Source organism: Chryseobacterium taeanense (assembly GCF_900099685.1).
Taxonomy (GTDB): domain Bacteria; phylum Bacteroidota; class Bacteroidia; order Flavobacteriales; family Weeksellaceae; genus Chryseobacterium; species Chryseobacterium taeanense.
Genome location: NZ_FNDW01000013.1, coordinates 1 through 15,353, shown reverse-complemented (window position 1 = coordinate 15,353; position 15,353 = coordinate 1). Strand labels below are relative to the sequence as shown.

The following is a 15,353-nucleotide window of genomic DNA, read 5'->3' as shown; positions in this document are numbered from 1 at the left end:
TTTAAAAAAAATAGTATGAATAATGATAGTTTTTTTTCCGGATAGAGAGTCTGAACTAATGCTGAATCTATGAACTAAGCTGATTGGACGGAATCTTGCAGCGCTTTAAAATCTTGAAAGTTTATCTATAAAATATTTTGATTATCAATATGGCTGTTTAAACTTTTATATAACCGCAAAAGTTGCAAAAGACGAGCTCAACTTTTATTTAAAGTTGATAATTACAAATGAAAAAGGTTACAATAGCTTGAAAAAATCTTCGATTTTTATTCTTTTGAAAACTTTAAATATACTAATCATTTCATTGTGATTATCTTTTGTAACTTTTGCGGTTAATTCTGAAATTAGTTTAAACAAGTTTAATATTAAAACTGACTTTCTAATTTTTTAATTAAATTGTTTTTAACAACCGTAAAAGCATGATCCTTTGCCTCCGCAAAAGAAATTTCATATTTCCGTTCAATACTCCTGAGATCTTCCGGGAATTTTAACAGAATATTTTCGTAAAACTGATCCAGAAACTCTTTAGATGGCATTTCATATTTAATTTTAAGTTGAAAGCGTCTGATCAGAGCGGTATCAATAATTTCAGGATGATTGGTAGCGCACAAAAGAAGTGCGTTTTCAGGATAATAATCGATGAGTTGTATCAGTGTATTGACGAGCCTTCTCATTTCGCCGACATCTTTATCATCGCTGCCTCTTGCTTTCCCGATCTGGTCGAGCTCATCCAGAAAAAGGACGGATCTTTCTCTTGCTGCTTTGTCGAAAATCATTTTAATGTTTTGGGAAGTCTCACCGATCCGCGACGAAACGATATTGCTGAGGTTAAGAATAATAATATTTTTTCCTAATGCATTGGCAATTGCTTTCGCGGTCATGGTTTTTCCGCAGCCAGAACTGCCTTCAAGAAGGACTTTGTTGTTTACCGGTAGTCCGTATTTCTGCAATTCTGTCGCGTAGTTGTTTTCTTTGATAAGCTGAGTCAGCTGTTCCTTATTATGGGCTTCCAGGAATACGTCGTTAAGGGATATTTCTTCTTTGTCCTGGATAATAAGGTTGTAGAGATTCATGTGCTGGGAAATTTATTGCAAAGATAAAAGTTTATTCAACAAAAAAGCCGAACAAAAAGATGTTCGACTCAATCGGCTATTATAAAAATTAAAAATTGTCCTTAGTGTAGATTGTTTTATGTTTTTTATGCCCTTTTACTCGCGCTGAGTAAAAGAGCAGTCAATCTGTTAAAGATTGAAAACATAAACAATATAATTCATTTGTGTATTCTTAGGCTGAAAATTAAGCTGCAGAATTTGAGATTAGTTTCTTTGTTCTCTTTTTACTGTTGCAAAATAAGAAGTAAAAACTACTAAACATGTTGCGATTCCGATGTAAGCGATCATTTTATTGTATTTTTAATTATTTGATTAATTATTGTTGATTTGACATTGCAATATTACGACAATAAAATGACATCCCAAAGAAATAAATATGATGTATATCAGTGTTGTATGTGCTTGGGGTTAACTTTTGGGCTAAAATATGTTTACATAAATTTAATACAAACTTCAAAATTTATTTATGAATTTTTCAATATTAGTTTAAAATTTTGATAATATTTCAATAGATAGTGTTATGTGTTCGAGACTTAATAATCAAAATGCATCGCATAGCATCAAAGAAGACATGATTTATATCACTTTATTTTGATTAAAATAGTCAAATATTAACAAAATTTAATGTTTAATCCTTTTATGGTGAAAAGTATTTAACTGTTTTTGATATTGAATGTATTGTAAATGTGTAAGTTGTATGTGGTAAAATCTAATGATTATTAAAGATCTGAATATTTATTAATAAACTGGTAATAAAAGATTATTGATATAATTCCTGATCGATTTCACAGTAAAAACTTCTTCTTTTACCTTTGCCTGTCTGTTTTTTGATGAGGTTTTCTCCGCATTTTGGGCAGATTTTTTTAGTATGTGCTTTCCAGTGTTTTTTGAGAGTAAAATCCCGTTTCCATTCCAGAAAATCGAAACTGTAGTTTCTGGCTTCTTTAATGAGTTCTTTAATCTTTTTAGGCGGCATTTTACCTAAAAGGCTTTCGGGCTGTACTCCGATTCTGAACAAAACTTCATTTTTAATGATGTTTCCCACTCCCGAAAAAATATCCTGATCCATCAAAGCATCGCAGACCATCATCTCCGGATTTGACTTTAATTTTTTCTCTGCTTTTAAAGGTTTCCAATTGTCACTCATGACATCGGCTTCCCAGTCGATCTTTTTCAGGAATTCGGTGTCTACCATTTTTACATTACAGGTGTAAAAATACATACTGCCGTTTGAAAATATTAATGATAACCTTAGTTGTCGGTCAGGTTTTGTTTGTTCATCAACACTATGTGAGCCAAACATCAGAAGATGAATTCTTACGGCGACATCATCAAATACAAGGTAAGTTTGTTTTCCGAAAGTTTTAATCTGTTTTAAAGTTCGGCCTGTCAGGATTTCTTTATCTATTTTGGCATTTCCGCCTGCTTCAATAACTTTTTCGCCTTCAAATTTCTGAATGCTTTCTTTCATTAATAATATGGAAGGACCTTCTGGCATAACCTTGTTTTATATTCGAGATAACAATAATTCTGCCACAAAAGGGTGAAAAAAGAAGAATATAAAGACGACGTTTCTGATAAAAAATGGCGAGAACTTAACCGAAAAAAATAAAATTTGAACTAATTTTGAACCATGATGAACTTAAACCAGATTTTCACGAATCAGCGTACAGGGAACAACCCGCATACAAAAGCTTCAAGAACGGATTTTCAGAGAGATTTTGACAGAATTATTTTTTCATCAGCTTTCAGAAGGCTTCAGAATAAAACTCAGGTTTTTCCGTTGCCGGGAAGTGTTTTTGTGCATAATCGTCTTACGCATTCGCTGGAGGTTTCATCAGTAGGGCGAAGCCTTGGAAGTGTAATGGGAGAGTTCATCCACGACCAGTATAAGAATGACCTTACGGAAGAGGCAAAAAGCTTTTACCTGCATAATTTAGGAAACGTAATTGCCGCTGCCTGCCTTTGCCACGATGTGGGAAATCCTGCTTTTGGACATTCCGGAGAAGATGCGATTGCCAGTTATTTTGAACGAAATGAAACGGATCTGAAACCAAAATTCAATGAAAAAGAATGGGCGGATCTGATGAATTTTGAGGGAAATGCCAATGCAATAAGGGTTTTAGCCCAACAACAGCAAGGGAAAGATGCCGGGGGAATTCAGCTTACATTTTCTACTTTGTCCAGCATTGCCAAATATCCTTGTGAAGCGATTGCCAGAAAAAAAGGGATTATTCACCGGAAAAAGTTCGGTTTTTTTCAGAATGAAAAAGATATTTTCCTGGAAATTGCCAGAGAAACGAATATGATTGCAGAAAGTGAAGAGCCGCATATTTTTAAAAGACATCCTTTTGTGTGGCTCGTGGAAGCTGCTGATGATATATGCTATAATATTATTGATATGGAAGATGCGCACCGTCTGGGAATCGTGTCTACCGCCGACTGTAAAAATCTTTTTTTTGAGCTGGTAAAATCTGAAACAGATGATGTCAAAAGAATAGAATCCAAGCTCAGTTCGATCTCAAACGAAAACGAACAGATCTCGTATCTTCGCGCTAAAGTAATCAATGCCCTGATCAATAAATCATTGGAAATGTATAAGCAGAACTTTGACAAAATTCTACAAGGTAATTTAGATAAAGCTCTTCTTGATCTTTATAAATCTGAAAATACAACACTACAGGATATTGAAAGCTTCTCCATTGAAAAAATATACAACCATAAAGCAGTCGTTGAAATTGAAAATGCCGGCTATAATGTAATGTATGAATTGTTGGATCACTTTATTCCCTCCATTCTGAAGCACGAGGATGAAAGAAAATCTTATGATAAAAAAGCCTTAAAACTCATTCCGCAGCAATTCGTTTATAAGGAAGGTACCGATTATCAGAAAGTTCTGGGTATTATCGATTTCGTTTCCGGAATGACGGATAATTATGCTACGGATCTTTACCGGAAAATAAAAGGGATTGATATCGGAATGACCATGTAACGTTTAAAATTTGAATTGCCAAATCTTCCGGTTGGTTTTCCTCTTAAAACTAAAAACCATATCTTTATGAAGAATACAAATTCATATTAAAAAATTAAAACTATGAGTCTTTTTTTAGTACCCATTATTTTTATCGGGTTAATTATTTTATTTGCTTCTTTTTTCGTCGTAAAACAGGAAACCGCAGCAATTATCGAACGTTTCGGAAAGTTTCAGGCTGTAAAACATTCAGGGCTTCATCTCAAGTTGCCTATCATTGATCAGATAGCTAAAAGACTGAATCTTAGAATTCAGCAATTGGATGTAATGATTGACACCAAAACACTGGATAATGTTTTCATTAAAATGAAAATATCTGTTCAGTATCAGGTCATCAGAACACAGGTCGGAGATGCTTATTACCGCCTTGAAAATCCTGAAAACCAAATCACTTCGTATGTTTTTGATGTAGTTCGTGCTGAAGTTCCTAAACTTAAACTTGATGATGTTTTCGTAAAAAAAGATGATATCGCAATTGCTGTAAAAGGAGAATTGCAGGAAGCTATGCAGAGCTACGGATACGACATTATCAAAGCGTTAGTGACGGATATTGATCCGGATGAGCAGGTAAAACACGCCATGAACAGAATCAATGCAGCTGAAAGAGAAAAAACTGCCGCTGAATACGAGTCTGAAGCTCAGAGAATCAGAATTGTTGCGGTGGCAAAAGCTGAAGCAGAGTCTAAAAAACTTCAGGGGCAGGGTATTGCAGATCAGAGGAGAGAAATCGCCAAAGGTCTCGAAGAATCCGTAAGAATGCTGAATAACGTTGAAATCAATTCTCATGAAGCTTCTGCATTAATTGTTGTAACACAGCATTATGATACGTTACATTCTGTAGGATCAAGCAATAGAAGTAATCTGGTATTATTGCCTAATTCACCGACTGCCGCAAGCAATATGCTGAATGATCTTGTCGTCGCCATGACGGCTGCCAATACGGTAGGAGAGGTTTCCAAAGGAAATTATCCTAAACCGCCGAAGGATCACAACCACAATACAAATAGCGACCTTTAAAAATAAAGCCTCAGAATTTCTGAGGTTATTTTTTTATCTAAAATATATTTAATCAGATTGTTAGTTTGTAAAAATTTCAGGAGTAAGTGTCTCTAATTCATTTTGGTATTTTTTATGTAGCATAACCCTGAAAAGTCAGTTTTGAGCAACAGTTTTAAGGTATCTTAACATCTGTATCTCTTGTTTTTTAGCTTTTAAATAGCTAATTTGACTTTCCTTTTTACACCGAAAATACAAAATAGTAATAGTATATGGACAATCAGATTGAAATTGAAAATTACAGAATCCGAAAACCGGAAGAATGGGCAGGCAATATCGACGATCAGGAACTGATAAACAAAATACAGGATTCTGATTTTGCCAGACAGCAAAACAACGAAGGAAAAGATTTCTGCTATTTTTTAGATAAAAAATACCATACAAGCAATACGGAAAACAGTGAGTATGTTTGTATGGCTTATACTTTAAATGAACCGGCAAATTTAGAAAGAGCTTCTGTTTCTGATATCGTCGTTGAAGAAAATGAAATCTATAATATTCACAGGATCTGTGTTTTTAGAGATGGCGTTTTAATTGATAAAATTCCGGATACAAAAATCAAAGTTTTCGACAATGAGAATCACAGTAGTGGCGGAATATTAAGCAGTAACAAAAAAATCAATATTACCATAAAGGATTTGCGTCTGTACGATATTCTGATCCTTGAAGATTCAAGAGTGAAACCCTTCACTGAACGTGATTTCTTAAGGAAAGAATTCTCCAAATATGTTTGGGTAAGTCCGGACAATTACTGGGCGTACGGAAGTTACAAATTTACCTTTATCAATGAAAGAAATCAGAAGATCGCCTGTAAAAAAATATTTTTCAGGGATGAAAATGGGAATCTTCTAAAACCGGAAGTTCACTATCTGCAAAAGGGTGAAAAATTCATTTTTGAAGAGAAAAACTATATCAATCCGGTAGATGCCAGCCGTGAGATATTTCCTTTTATAGATTTTGCAACGGATAGTAACTGGCTTGATCTTTCTAATTATATTACGTCTGTATATGATGAGATTTTTAGTCAGGCTTCATTGAAGGACTTTGCCCCCGATCTTGTCGAAAAACTGGATTCCATACCAGATCATGAGGAGAAGATTCAGTTTGCCATTGAGTATGTTCAGAATAATATCTATTATATTTTCAATGCCGACGAAATGAATGGACATAAACCGCAAGCTCCTGCCATTACCTACGAAAATAAGCAGGGCGACTGTAAGGCTAAATCGGTTCTTTTAAAAGTTATTCTGGATTATATAGGCGTAGAAGCTTCTATTGTGCTGGTGAATTTCCATACAGATTTTTACATTAAATATTATCTTCCGTCTTTGCTGACGTTTAATCATGCTATTGTAAAGATCAATCATAAAGGAGAAGATTATTTTATAGATGCTACCATTCGAGATGAGTTTGGTTTGCTAGAAAATCGAGGTTTCATTTACTTTATGCATTATCTTGAAGTAAAACCTAATCAGGAATTAAAGGAAAGAAAGCCGTACCGTTATCCTTATTTCTGTGTAGATGAAAAAGTAGACTTCAATGTAAAGAATACTACGGGAAAGTTAGTGTTAACGACGACCTATAAAGGAAATCGTGCCAATGCCATGAGAAGATATTTTAAAAACACCAACAAAAGAGAAGTGATTGACAACTGGAATAATTTCCTTTTTTACAGCCTGAATTATTCTAATGACAGAAATGGAACAGACGTAAGAAATATCTTTAAAGATGCGGCAATTGACATTATCAGTGATGATAAAAAATTGAATGAATTCAGGATTCAATACAATGCTACCATAGAAAATCCATATTTTGTTGATCCTAAAAATAATCGTTTTCTGATGTATTTTGATCGCAATGTTGTGAAAGCAAGTGCAAGAGATTTTATGCACAAAGATCTTCCTTTCTGGCATAATTTCGACAGTGAAAAGTATGAGATTAATTTATACACCGATCAGAAAATCGATACGGAAGAAAAATATACGGTTCAGGAAAGTACGATCACTAATCCCTATTTTGATTTCAAAAGCCGCAAGAAAATAAATAAAAATGGTGCGACAGTTTATATTGAATTTAATCCTCTTGTGAATCTTGAAATTCCGCAGGATGAATTTGAAAAATTCCGCACAGACCATCATCAGGTTGCTGACAGCAATTTCGGTTTGGGAATTGATATTATCGAACCGGGATTAATGAATATGCTGAAATTTAATTTTAAGAAAAGATTCAAGTAAATATGATTTTTTGAAATATTACGGCGGGTTTGCAAAGCAAACCCGCCGTAATTTATTAATGGTAAAAAGCTTTAAATCTCTTCCGTTTTTTTCTGAACCGGAATTCCCGTGAATTTCTGCTTGCCAATTAAAAGTTCAAAGAAAAGTCTGAAATCCGAAATCAGTGACCAAAGCGGATAGCGAAATGTAGCCGGTTTATTTTTTTCAATCACAGCATGGCTGAACCAGGCAAAGCCGTATCCAAATATCGGTACGTACCATAAAAATCGCTCTTTCCCGGAACTTATCACATAACCAATTACAAAAAACACCAATAAAGTTCCAATGAAATGAAAAATTCGGGTTCCCATTTTACTGTGTTCAGTGAGGTAGAAGCGGTAAAACTCGCTAAATGTTTTTATTCTATCAGACATGGCATTTATAGTTTACATTATAAAAAAAACTAAGCAATAAGTTCGCCAATTTGAAGTTCTATAAAATAGAAAAAGCCGGATTCAATATTGAGATCCGGCTTTATATTGTTTAAATTAAGCTTTTCTGAGCTTGCTGTTTCTGTATCCGTAGCAGAAGTAAATAATCAGTCCTATCGCAAACCACAGTCCAAACCAAAACCAGTTGTCATGACTCATTCCTGTCAAAAGGTATAAACAAGAGCTTAAGCCTGCTAATGGAATTAATGAAAAGTTTTTAATAAAAGTAAGAATACAAAGAACCAGATTAATCAGTATAAAGAAAAATATGGATGCTCTGAATTCCCCTTCTTTCGGATCTTTCCAGTCCATCAATGTGTGGAAAAAATCAGGTTGCCATAAATAAAATCCGATCAGTCCACCAATAAAAATAACCGGGAAAATGATTTTACCATTAATATAAGGAAGATGAAATCTGCCCTTTAATTTTTCTTTTGCAGGAAGCATTAAAACACCAGCACATACCAATACAAAAGCGAAAATAGTTCCTATACTTGTAAAATCAAGGATGAAACTTTTATCCGTGAATAAAATGGGAACACCTACTACAATTCCTGTAATAATCGTTGCAAATGAGGGTGTTTTGTATTTAGGATGTACTGTCTGAAATTTTTGAGGCATCAACCCATCACGGCTCATTGCGTACCATATTCTCGGTTGTCCCATCTGGAATACCAATAATACCGTTGTGATGGCAACAATGGCAACAAAAGAAACCACAAGTTCCATCCAGGCAACATTAGCATTAGATTTTTCAAAGATAAAAGAAAGCGGATCCCCGACACCGTCGAATTTCCTGTAATCTACCATTCCCGTTAACACTAAAGTTAAAGCGATATAAATAACAGTACACAACACCAGGGAAATAATCATTCCTTTAGGTAATGTTCTTTGCGGATCTTTAGTTTCCTCAGAAAGTACACTTAATGCATCGAAGCCGATATAAGCGAAGAATACTCCCGAAACTGCACTCATAACGCCCGCAAAGCCGTTCGGCATAAAAGAGGCAACCTGTGTTTCTGGATTTACCGGTGTCCAGTTATCTGTATTGATGTAAGCAAAGCCTACCAGTATAACCAAAGCAACTACAGCTAATTTTAGGATCACTAAAACATTATTGAAATTTTTACTTTCTTTAACGCCTACATAACAAAGCCACGTAATCAATCCATTAATGACCAACGCAGGTACATCGACAATAAATTTTAAGTTTCCTATTAACGGTGCATTCTTCCATGCGCCGATCAGCTCTTTGTTTTCGGAGCCGCTCATGAAAGCTTTTTTGGCTTCCGTATAGCTGCAGGTTAGGTAATCGGGAACATGCATTCCCATACGTCCCAGAAAACTGGTAAAATAATCGGACCAGGAAAAGGCTACATAAATATTACCAAAGGAATATTCCATAATCAGTGCCCAGCCGATAATCCATGCGATAAGCTCCCCAAAACTGGCATAAGCGTAGGTATAGGCAGAACCCGCAGTAGGAATTCTACTGGCAAATTCGGCATAGCAAAGCGCCGTAAATCCACAGGCAAAACCACAAATCAAATATAAGAGAATTACTCCCGGCCCTCCCCGGAAAACGGCCTCTCCCAAACTGCTGAAACTTCCTGCACCAATAATTGCCGCAATACCAAAAAATACGATATCCCAAACACCCAGGACCCTATGCAAACTCGTGGATGTATCTGATTCTGAATAAATTTTTCTTTTAAAAAGCTGACTCATTCAATTTTTTTATTTGATTTGAAAAAAGCAAATGTAATTATTTATCTGAAATAATTGGGGTTTTCTTAAGGTTTCTTACGGAAAAGTTAAGAAGTCTTAAAAAATTATCCACATATTAACAATGTGTTAAAACGCTTGTATATACAATATCTTTTCAATATTTTCGTTGATGGATTGTGGATAATTTTTCCGCAGAATTTTAAATATCCAAGACCTGATTTTCAGTCTTAAACGTTTTAAAATTTAAAATTAATGAAATCAAGAAAAATACTCTTAGCAGCTGCGGTGTTCTATTTCGGAATCTCCGATGCACAGCAGTCTCAATACTTCACCCAAAAAGAAGACTACAGATTTAATCTCGCTGAAAATCTTTATCAGACCAAAATATACAACGCTTCTCAATACGAATATGCCAGACAATATTTCTACAACCAGAATTTGTCGAGGTCGAGACAGGAAGCGGCGCAATTTTTTGATAACGTCATCGGTGTGATCCTCCAAAAAAATCATGCAGAGGAAGGTTTAACCGCTTTTATCAAAGAATATCCGAATTCGGCTTATTTTGCACAGGCAAATTTGCCATTGGCTGATTATTATTTAGCTAAAAAAGATTTTCAAAAAGCGCTTGAAACACTTAAAAAAGTGAATCAGTATCAGCTTTCCAAAGAAGAAAATACACAGTATGTTCTAAAATTAGGATATGCAAAATTTATGATGGGAGATTCCAAAGGGGCAACCGATGCGCTGGAAGAAGCTTATAAAACAGCTGATGAATCCCAAAAAGGAGATATTGCCTATATGCTCGGACATTTATATTATTCCGACAGGCAGAATGATAAAGCGTTCCAGTATTTTGATTCTGTAAAAGATCAGCCGAAATATTCAAAACTCGTTCGTCCGTATTACGTTCAGATGTATTATAATGATAAGGATTACGACAAAGCAATTTCAGAAGGAAACGCTTTGTTGAATGAAGATATTTCGGAAGGCTACAAAGCAGAAGTACATAAAATCATCGGTGAGAGTTATTTTATGCAGGGTGATTATACTTCAGCATATCCTCATTTGAAAGATTATTTGAGCGTTCAGCAGAATCCTTCGGAAAATGATTTGTACGAAATGGGATTTGTAGCGGCTCAGCTTAAAAAATATGATGAAGCGGTTTCGTATTACAATCAGTTGCTGAACAGCAATTCTGCGCTGGCTCAGAATGCTTATTACCAATTGGGAAATGCATACCTTGCTGTTGATAAAAAGCAGGAAGCGCTTTCGGCATTCCGTTCGTCGTACCAGATGAATTATGATCCGAAGGTGAAAAAGCTTGCTCATGAGCAGTATGCCAAATTAAGCTACGATATCGGAAACCCGTTTGAAAGTGCTTCAACGGTAATTCAGAATTACATTAACGAAAATCCGAATACCAACGCTTCAGAAATGAGATCACTTCTGGTGAAATCTTATCTGTATTCCGGTAATTATAAAGAAACGCTGAATGCTATTGACAGGCTTCAGAATTCATCTCCTGAAATCGACAAAATTGATCAGGAAGTTTCTTATTTATTAGGAACGGAAGAATTCAACAAAGGAAATTACGATGAAGCAGAACAGTATTTTCTGAGAAGTTTAGGATTTAATATTAATAAGGAATTCAATAACAGAGCGTTATATTGGCTAGGGCAGGTGTATTACCAGAAAGGGAATTATCCTTCTGCGATAGCACGTTATGAAAAGCTTTTAAATGAAAACTTCCCTGAGAAGCAGCAATTGCCTTACGATCTGGGATATGCGTATTTTAAATCTAAGAAATTCGATCAGGCAGAACAATATTTTACACAATACCTGAAAAATCCGAAGCCTGAATTTAAAAATGATGCCGAGCTTCGTCTTGCAGATATTAATTATGCCAACAATAATCTGAATGAAGCCATTGCCATCTACGAAAAAAATGAAGATGCTACGGATTATACGCTGTATCAGAAAGCAATGGCGTTAGGATTTAAAGGTGATACACAGGCAAAGATTTCCAATCTAAAAAGTCTTTTATCCAAATATCCGGATTCCGACTATTATGATGATGCTCAATACGAAATCGGAACAGCATACGCAGCTCAGGATGATTTTGCCAACTCGAATGATTTCTTTGCTAAAGTGATTAAAACATCATCTGACAAAGATCTTGTGGCGAATGCTTCTATTTACAGGGCTCAGAATTATATTGACCAAAACCAAAGCGATAAGGCTTTATCTGAATTAAGATCCCTTGGTGAGCAATACAGAAATACACCTTACGCTGATAAAATAGTGCAGGCTGCCAAACCTATTTTTACCAAAAATGGTGATGTTACAGGTTATGAGAATTTTGCCAGAAATATCGGGGTTAATATCGATGCTGCGGAAATTGATGAGATTAACCTTTCTACGGCAAAACAGTATTTCGCTAAGAAAGACTATAAAAATGCAATTTCTTACTACGAGAAATATTTAACTCAAAACCCTACGGGTGAAGGTCTTTACCAGGCGAAATATGAGCTGGGTGAAAGTTATTATCAGACGAAAAATACAACCAAAGCACTGTTGGTTTTACAGGAAGTGGGCAACGTACAGAATGATTATCAGGATGATGCACAGACACGTTTAGCTCAGATTTATATCGCTCAGGGTGATACGACAGAAGCCAGAAAATATTTAGAGAATATCAAAAACTCTTCAGACATTAATGTTAAAAATTACGCAAATGTAGAGTTGATGAAATTATATGCTGATGAAAAGAATTTTGCTCAGGCAGAAAAACTTGCAGATGCGGTAATTGCCAACAGTAAAAATTCTGCGGCAGTAATTGAAACCGCAAAAGTAATTAAGGCAAGAAGTCTAATGAATTCAGGAAAAGATAAAGATGCACAAACGGCTTATGCTGCCCTTGAAAAGTCTTCTAATACGGAAGTTGCTGCAGAATCGCTTTATGCAAAAGCTTTCTATCAGAATAAGGCAAAAGCATTTAAATCTTCCAACGAAACGATCTTCAAGCTCGCCAATAATTACTCCTCAGAAGAATATTGGGGTGCTAAAGCGCTTGTGTTAATGGCCAAGAATTATGTTGGATTAAAAGATAATTATCAGGCAAGCTATACCTGCGATCAGATTATCGAGAATTATAAAGATTTCCCTGAAATCGTAGCAGAAGCAAAAGAGGTTAAAAAACAAATTAAAAAGTAAAATATTATAGTTTACCAATTTATCAATGTACCAGTTTACCAATTCGGGCTGAATTACATTGCTGGATTGCTACATTATTAAATTGTTACATTAATACAGAAAAGTAATGAATAAAAGAATTCAATTATTATCTATCATATTTTTAGGGTTTTCGTCGGTGGCTTTCTCTCAGATCAAAGAAGAAAAACTGATTCTTAATAAAAAAAGAGAACCGGAAGTAAAGAAAATCGAGAAAAAGAAAACTTCGGTGGAAACTATTAAAAACTATCCGCCGGAAGAAAAGTCGCAGAATCCTGTACAATATAATATTACGGATGTTCCTGCTGTTTCAGATTTTAAAACGTCTACCATCCAAGGGCAGGATGTGACACCGAAATTTGAAGGTTCGGCACAGAACAATTACATCCAGTTCGGAATGGGAAATTACGGTAAAATTCTAGGTGATGCCAATATTTCCAAAACCCTTGAAAATAAAATTGAAGTGGGTGCCGACGCGCATTTTCTTTCAACACAAGGGCTTAAAAAAGAATATGACTGGGATTCCAAACAAAGTTCTACGACATTGGGAGCCTTTCTGAATTCTTATGGAGACAAAGGAAAGTTTAATTTGAATGCTGAATACGGATTAAACAGCTATAACTATTACGGGATTTATGCGATGCAGCCGGGAGATGTTGATCTGGATCAAAGAGTTAATCAGTTTAAGGTAAATGGGTATTATGATTTTTATTCTAATGAAATCCTGAATGATGTACGAGTGAAATCATCTTTTCTAAAAGATCATTTTGATGCACAGGAAAATCAGGTTTCCATACTTGCGAACTTGTCTAAACATGCGGTGGAAATAGGTAAATCAGGAATTAATCTGAATGCTGATCTGGGAGTTGGACTTGATGCTGTAAAAAGTGAATTTGCAATCCTAAATAAAAACTCATCTAATTTTGTTAATCTGAATCTTGCTCCGAAAGTGACTTTCAGAAAAGGAGAATCTTATTTGACATTAGGTTCTTCATTTGCGTTTCTGAACTCAAAAAATCAGAACGATATGATACCTGAGCAGATGAAAAATAATAAAACCTATTGGTTTCCGCAGGCTGAATTTCAATATGCGGCAGCTGATGAATTTAAATTTTACGGTGGAGTAGACGGTGGCCTGAAACTGAATACTTATGCTGATTTATTACAACAGAATCCATTCATTGTATCAGATCAATATCTGAGACCAACAGAGACCCAATATCATTTTTATGTAGGTTTGAGAGGTGATGTAGATGAGATGTTTAAATATGATGTTTCTGCCGGATATGGAAAAATGAGAGATATGATGTTCTTCAGAGCCAATGATTTGTTTGATTATACTTCGGTTAACCGTTCTGCTTATAACTATGCAAATACTTTTTCAGCAGTTTATGATAACGGAAATGTTGGAGACATCAAAGGAAGCTTGCAATATTTTCCATTAGCTAATCTGGTTCTGGATACGGAAGTAAAATTTACCAAATTTGATCTGGATAACTACTCGGATATCTATAATGTACCTCTTGTTACAGCATCAATCGGTGCAAAATATACGATGTTAGATCAAAAATTAATGCTTGGTTTTAAAGGGATTTTTGCCAGCGACAGAACGACGAATTCATTTGTGCTTGAGGGAGTTGGAAGTCCTATGATCTACCAATCAACCGAAGATACCAATGATAAAGTTGGGGGTTATGCTGATTTAAACTTATCAGCAGAGTATAAAATTCACAAAAATTTCAGTATTTTCGCACTCGGAAATAATCTTCTGAACTCAAAATATCAAACGTATAAAGGGTATAAAGTCCTTGGCGCGCAGATTTTAGGTGGTGTGAAGATTACATTCTAAAATATAATTGATAAATGATGATTGATGAGTGATTACATCGTTTATAATTCATCAATTATCATTTATATAATGACTCCGTAGTTCAACTGGATAGAATATTGGATTTCGGCTCCAACGGTTGGGGGTTCGAATCCCTCCGGGGTCACTATAAGGGAAAAGTCACTTTTATCGGTGATTTTTCCCTTTTTTTTATTGTTATTGGGTTTATAGTTGTTTTAATTTGAACAATCTATTAATTTCCTTTTTCATACATCTTTTTGTAAAGCATCATTTCCATGTACATCGCCAAGGTTTCCGTCAGCATCACTGCGTCTTCTGTGCCATCCGAATTGATCTGGCTGTTTCATCACCAGAGATGAGCTAGCTCGTTTGCCGAAAGCTGATTGATAACATCCTGATTCTGATCTGTGATAATATAAATATTTTGTTTATTAATTGTTAATTTAACCTGAGTTCGGTTTAAGCAAATTTTAAAAATAGTTGACCGTCATTTACCTTTTTCAAGTTGAGTGACGGTTTCTTTGGAAAGAAACAATATGCTGTTAGCCCTCCCAAAATATTTATTATAAAATTGTTCACACTTCGGTGTCTGGTGTGCTCAACCTGACAATGATTTTTCAATTCGTCATTTATGGTTTCAAT

Annotated in this window: 10 protein-coding genes and 1 tRNA gene; 6 read left to right on the top strand and 5 right to left on the bottom strand. The window is 35.1% G+C overall.

Annotated features, from left to right (window positions below; genetic code table 11):
* Nucleotides 1-365: 365 nt before the first annotated feature.
* On the bottom strand, nt 366-1,073 hold the full coding sequence (locus BLR30_RS15435; RefSeq protein WP_089860879.1) for an AAA family ATPase: 708 nt from the start codon (nt 1,071-1,073) through the stop codon (nt 366-368).
* A 799-nt stretch (nt 1,074-1,872) separates the two neighbouring features.
* Entirely contained in the window at nt 1,873-2,610 is a 738-nt protein-coding gene (locus BLR30_RS15430; protein ID WP_089860877.1) for a DNA-formamidopyrimidine glycosylase family protein, read from the bottom strand.
* A 138-nt stretch (nt 2,611-2,748) separates the two neighbouring features.
* On the opposite strand from BLR30_RS15430, the gene BLR30_RS15425 reads away from it, so the two are divergent.
* The 3 genes from BLR30_RS15425 (at nt 2,749) to BLR30_RS15415 (ending at nt 7,433) form a co-directional block, all read left to right on the top strand.
* Nucleotides 2,749-4,104, top strand: a complete 1,356-nt coding sequence (locus BLR30_RS15425; RefSeq protein ID WP_089860875.1) for a deoxyguanosinetriphosphate triphosphohydrolase — start codon at nt 2,749-2,751, stop codon at nt 4,102-4,104.
* Between the two features lie 102 nt (nt 4,105-4,206).
* Nucleotides 4,207-5,160, top strand: coding sequence for an SPFH domain-containing protein (locus BLR30_RS15420; protein WP_089860873.1), 954 nt, complete (start codon nt 4,207-4,209; stop codon nt 5,158-5,160).
* A 251-nt stretch (nt 5,161-5,411) separates the two neighbouring features.
* Entirely contained in the window at nt 5,412-7,433 is a 2,022-nt protein-coding gene (locus tag BLR30_RS15415; protein ID WP_089860871.1) for a hypothetical protein, read from the top strand.
* Nucleotides 7,434-7,504: 71 nt separating this feature from the next.
* Here BLR30_RS15415 and BLR30_RS15410 read toward each other — a convergent pair whose 3' ends face one another.
* Nucleotides 7,505-7,846, bottom strand: coding sequence for an Mpo1-like protein (locus BLR30_RS15410; protein WP_089860868.1), 342 nt, complete (start codon nt 7,844-7,846; stop codon nt 7,505-7,507).
* Between the two features lie 114 nt (nt 7,847-7,960).
* Complete coding sequence (locus tag BLR30_RS15405) at nt 7,961-9,631, bottom strand: APC family permease (protein WP_089860866.1); 1,671 nt, start codon at nt 9,629-9,631, stop codon at nt 7,961-7,963.
* 252 nt (nt 9,632-9,883) lie between these two features.
* Between BLR30_RS15405 and BLR30_RS15400 the strand changes: the two genes are divergently transcribed.
* From BLR30_RS15400 to BLR30_RS15390, 3 genes are all read left to right on the top strand, one after another.
* Entirely contained in the window at nt 9,884-12,844 is a 2,961-nt protein-coding gene (locus BLR30_RS15400; RefSeq protein ID WP_089860864.1) for a tetratricopeptide repeat protein, read from the top strand.
* Nucleotides 12,845-12,950: 106 nt separating this feature from the next.
* The gene (locus BLR30_RS15395; protein ID WP_089860862.1) at nt 12,951-14,711 is read left to right on the top strand and encodes a TonB-dependent receptor domain-containing protein; all 1,761 of its coding nucleotides are present in this window, start codon (nt 12,951-12,953) and stop codon (nt 14,709-14,711) included.
* A gap of 71 nt (nt 14,712-14,782) precedes the next feature.
* Nucleotides 14,783-14,856, top strand: a tRNA-Arg gene (locus BLR30_RS15390).
* 314 nt (nt 14,857-15,170) lie between these two features.
* Here the strand turns inward: BLR30_RS15390 and BLR30_RS15385 are convergent.
* Nucleotides 15,171-15,353, bottom strand: a 183-nt coding sequence (locus tag BLR30_RS15385; protein WP_317041398.1) for a transposase, incomplete at its 5' end; no start/stop codon positions are given.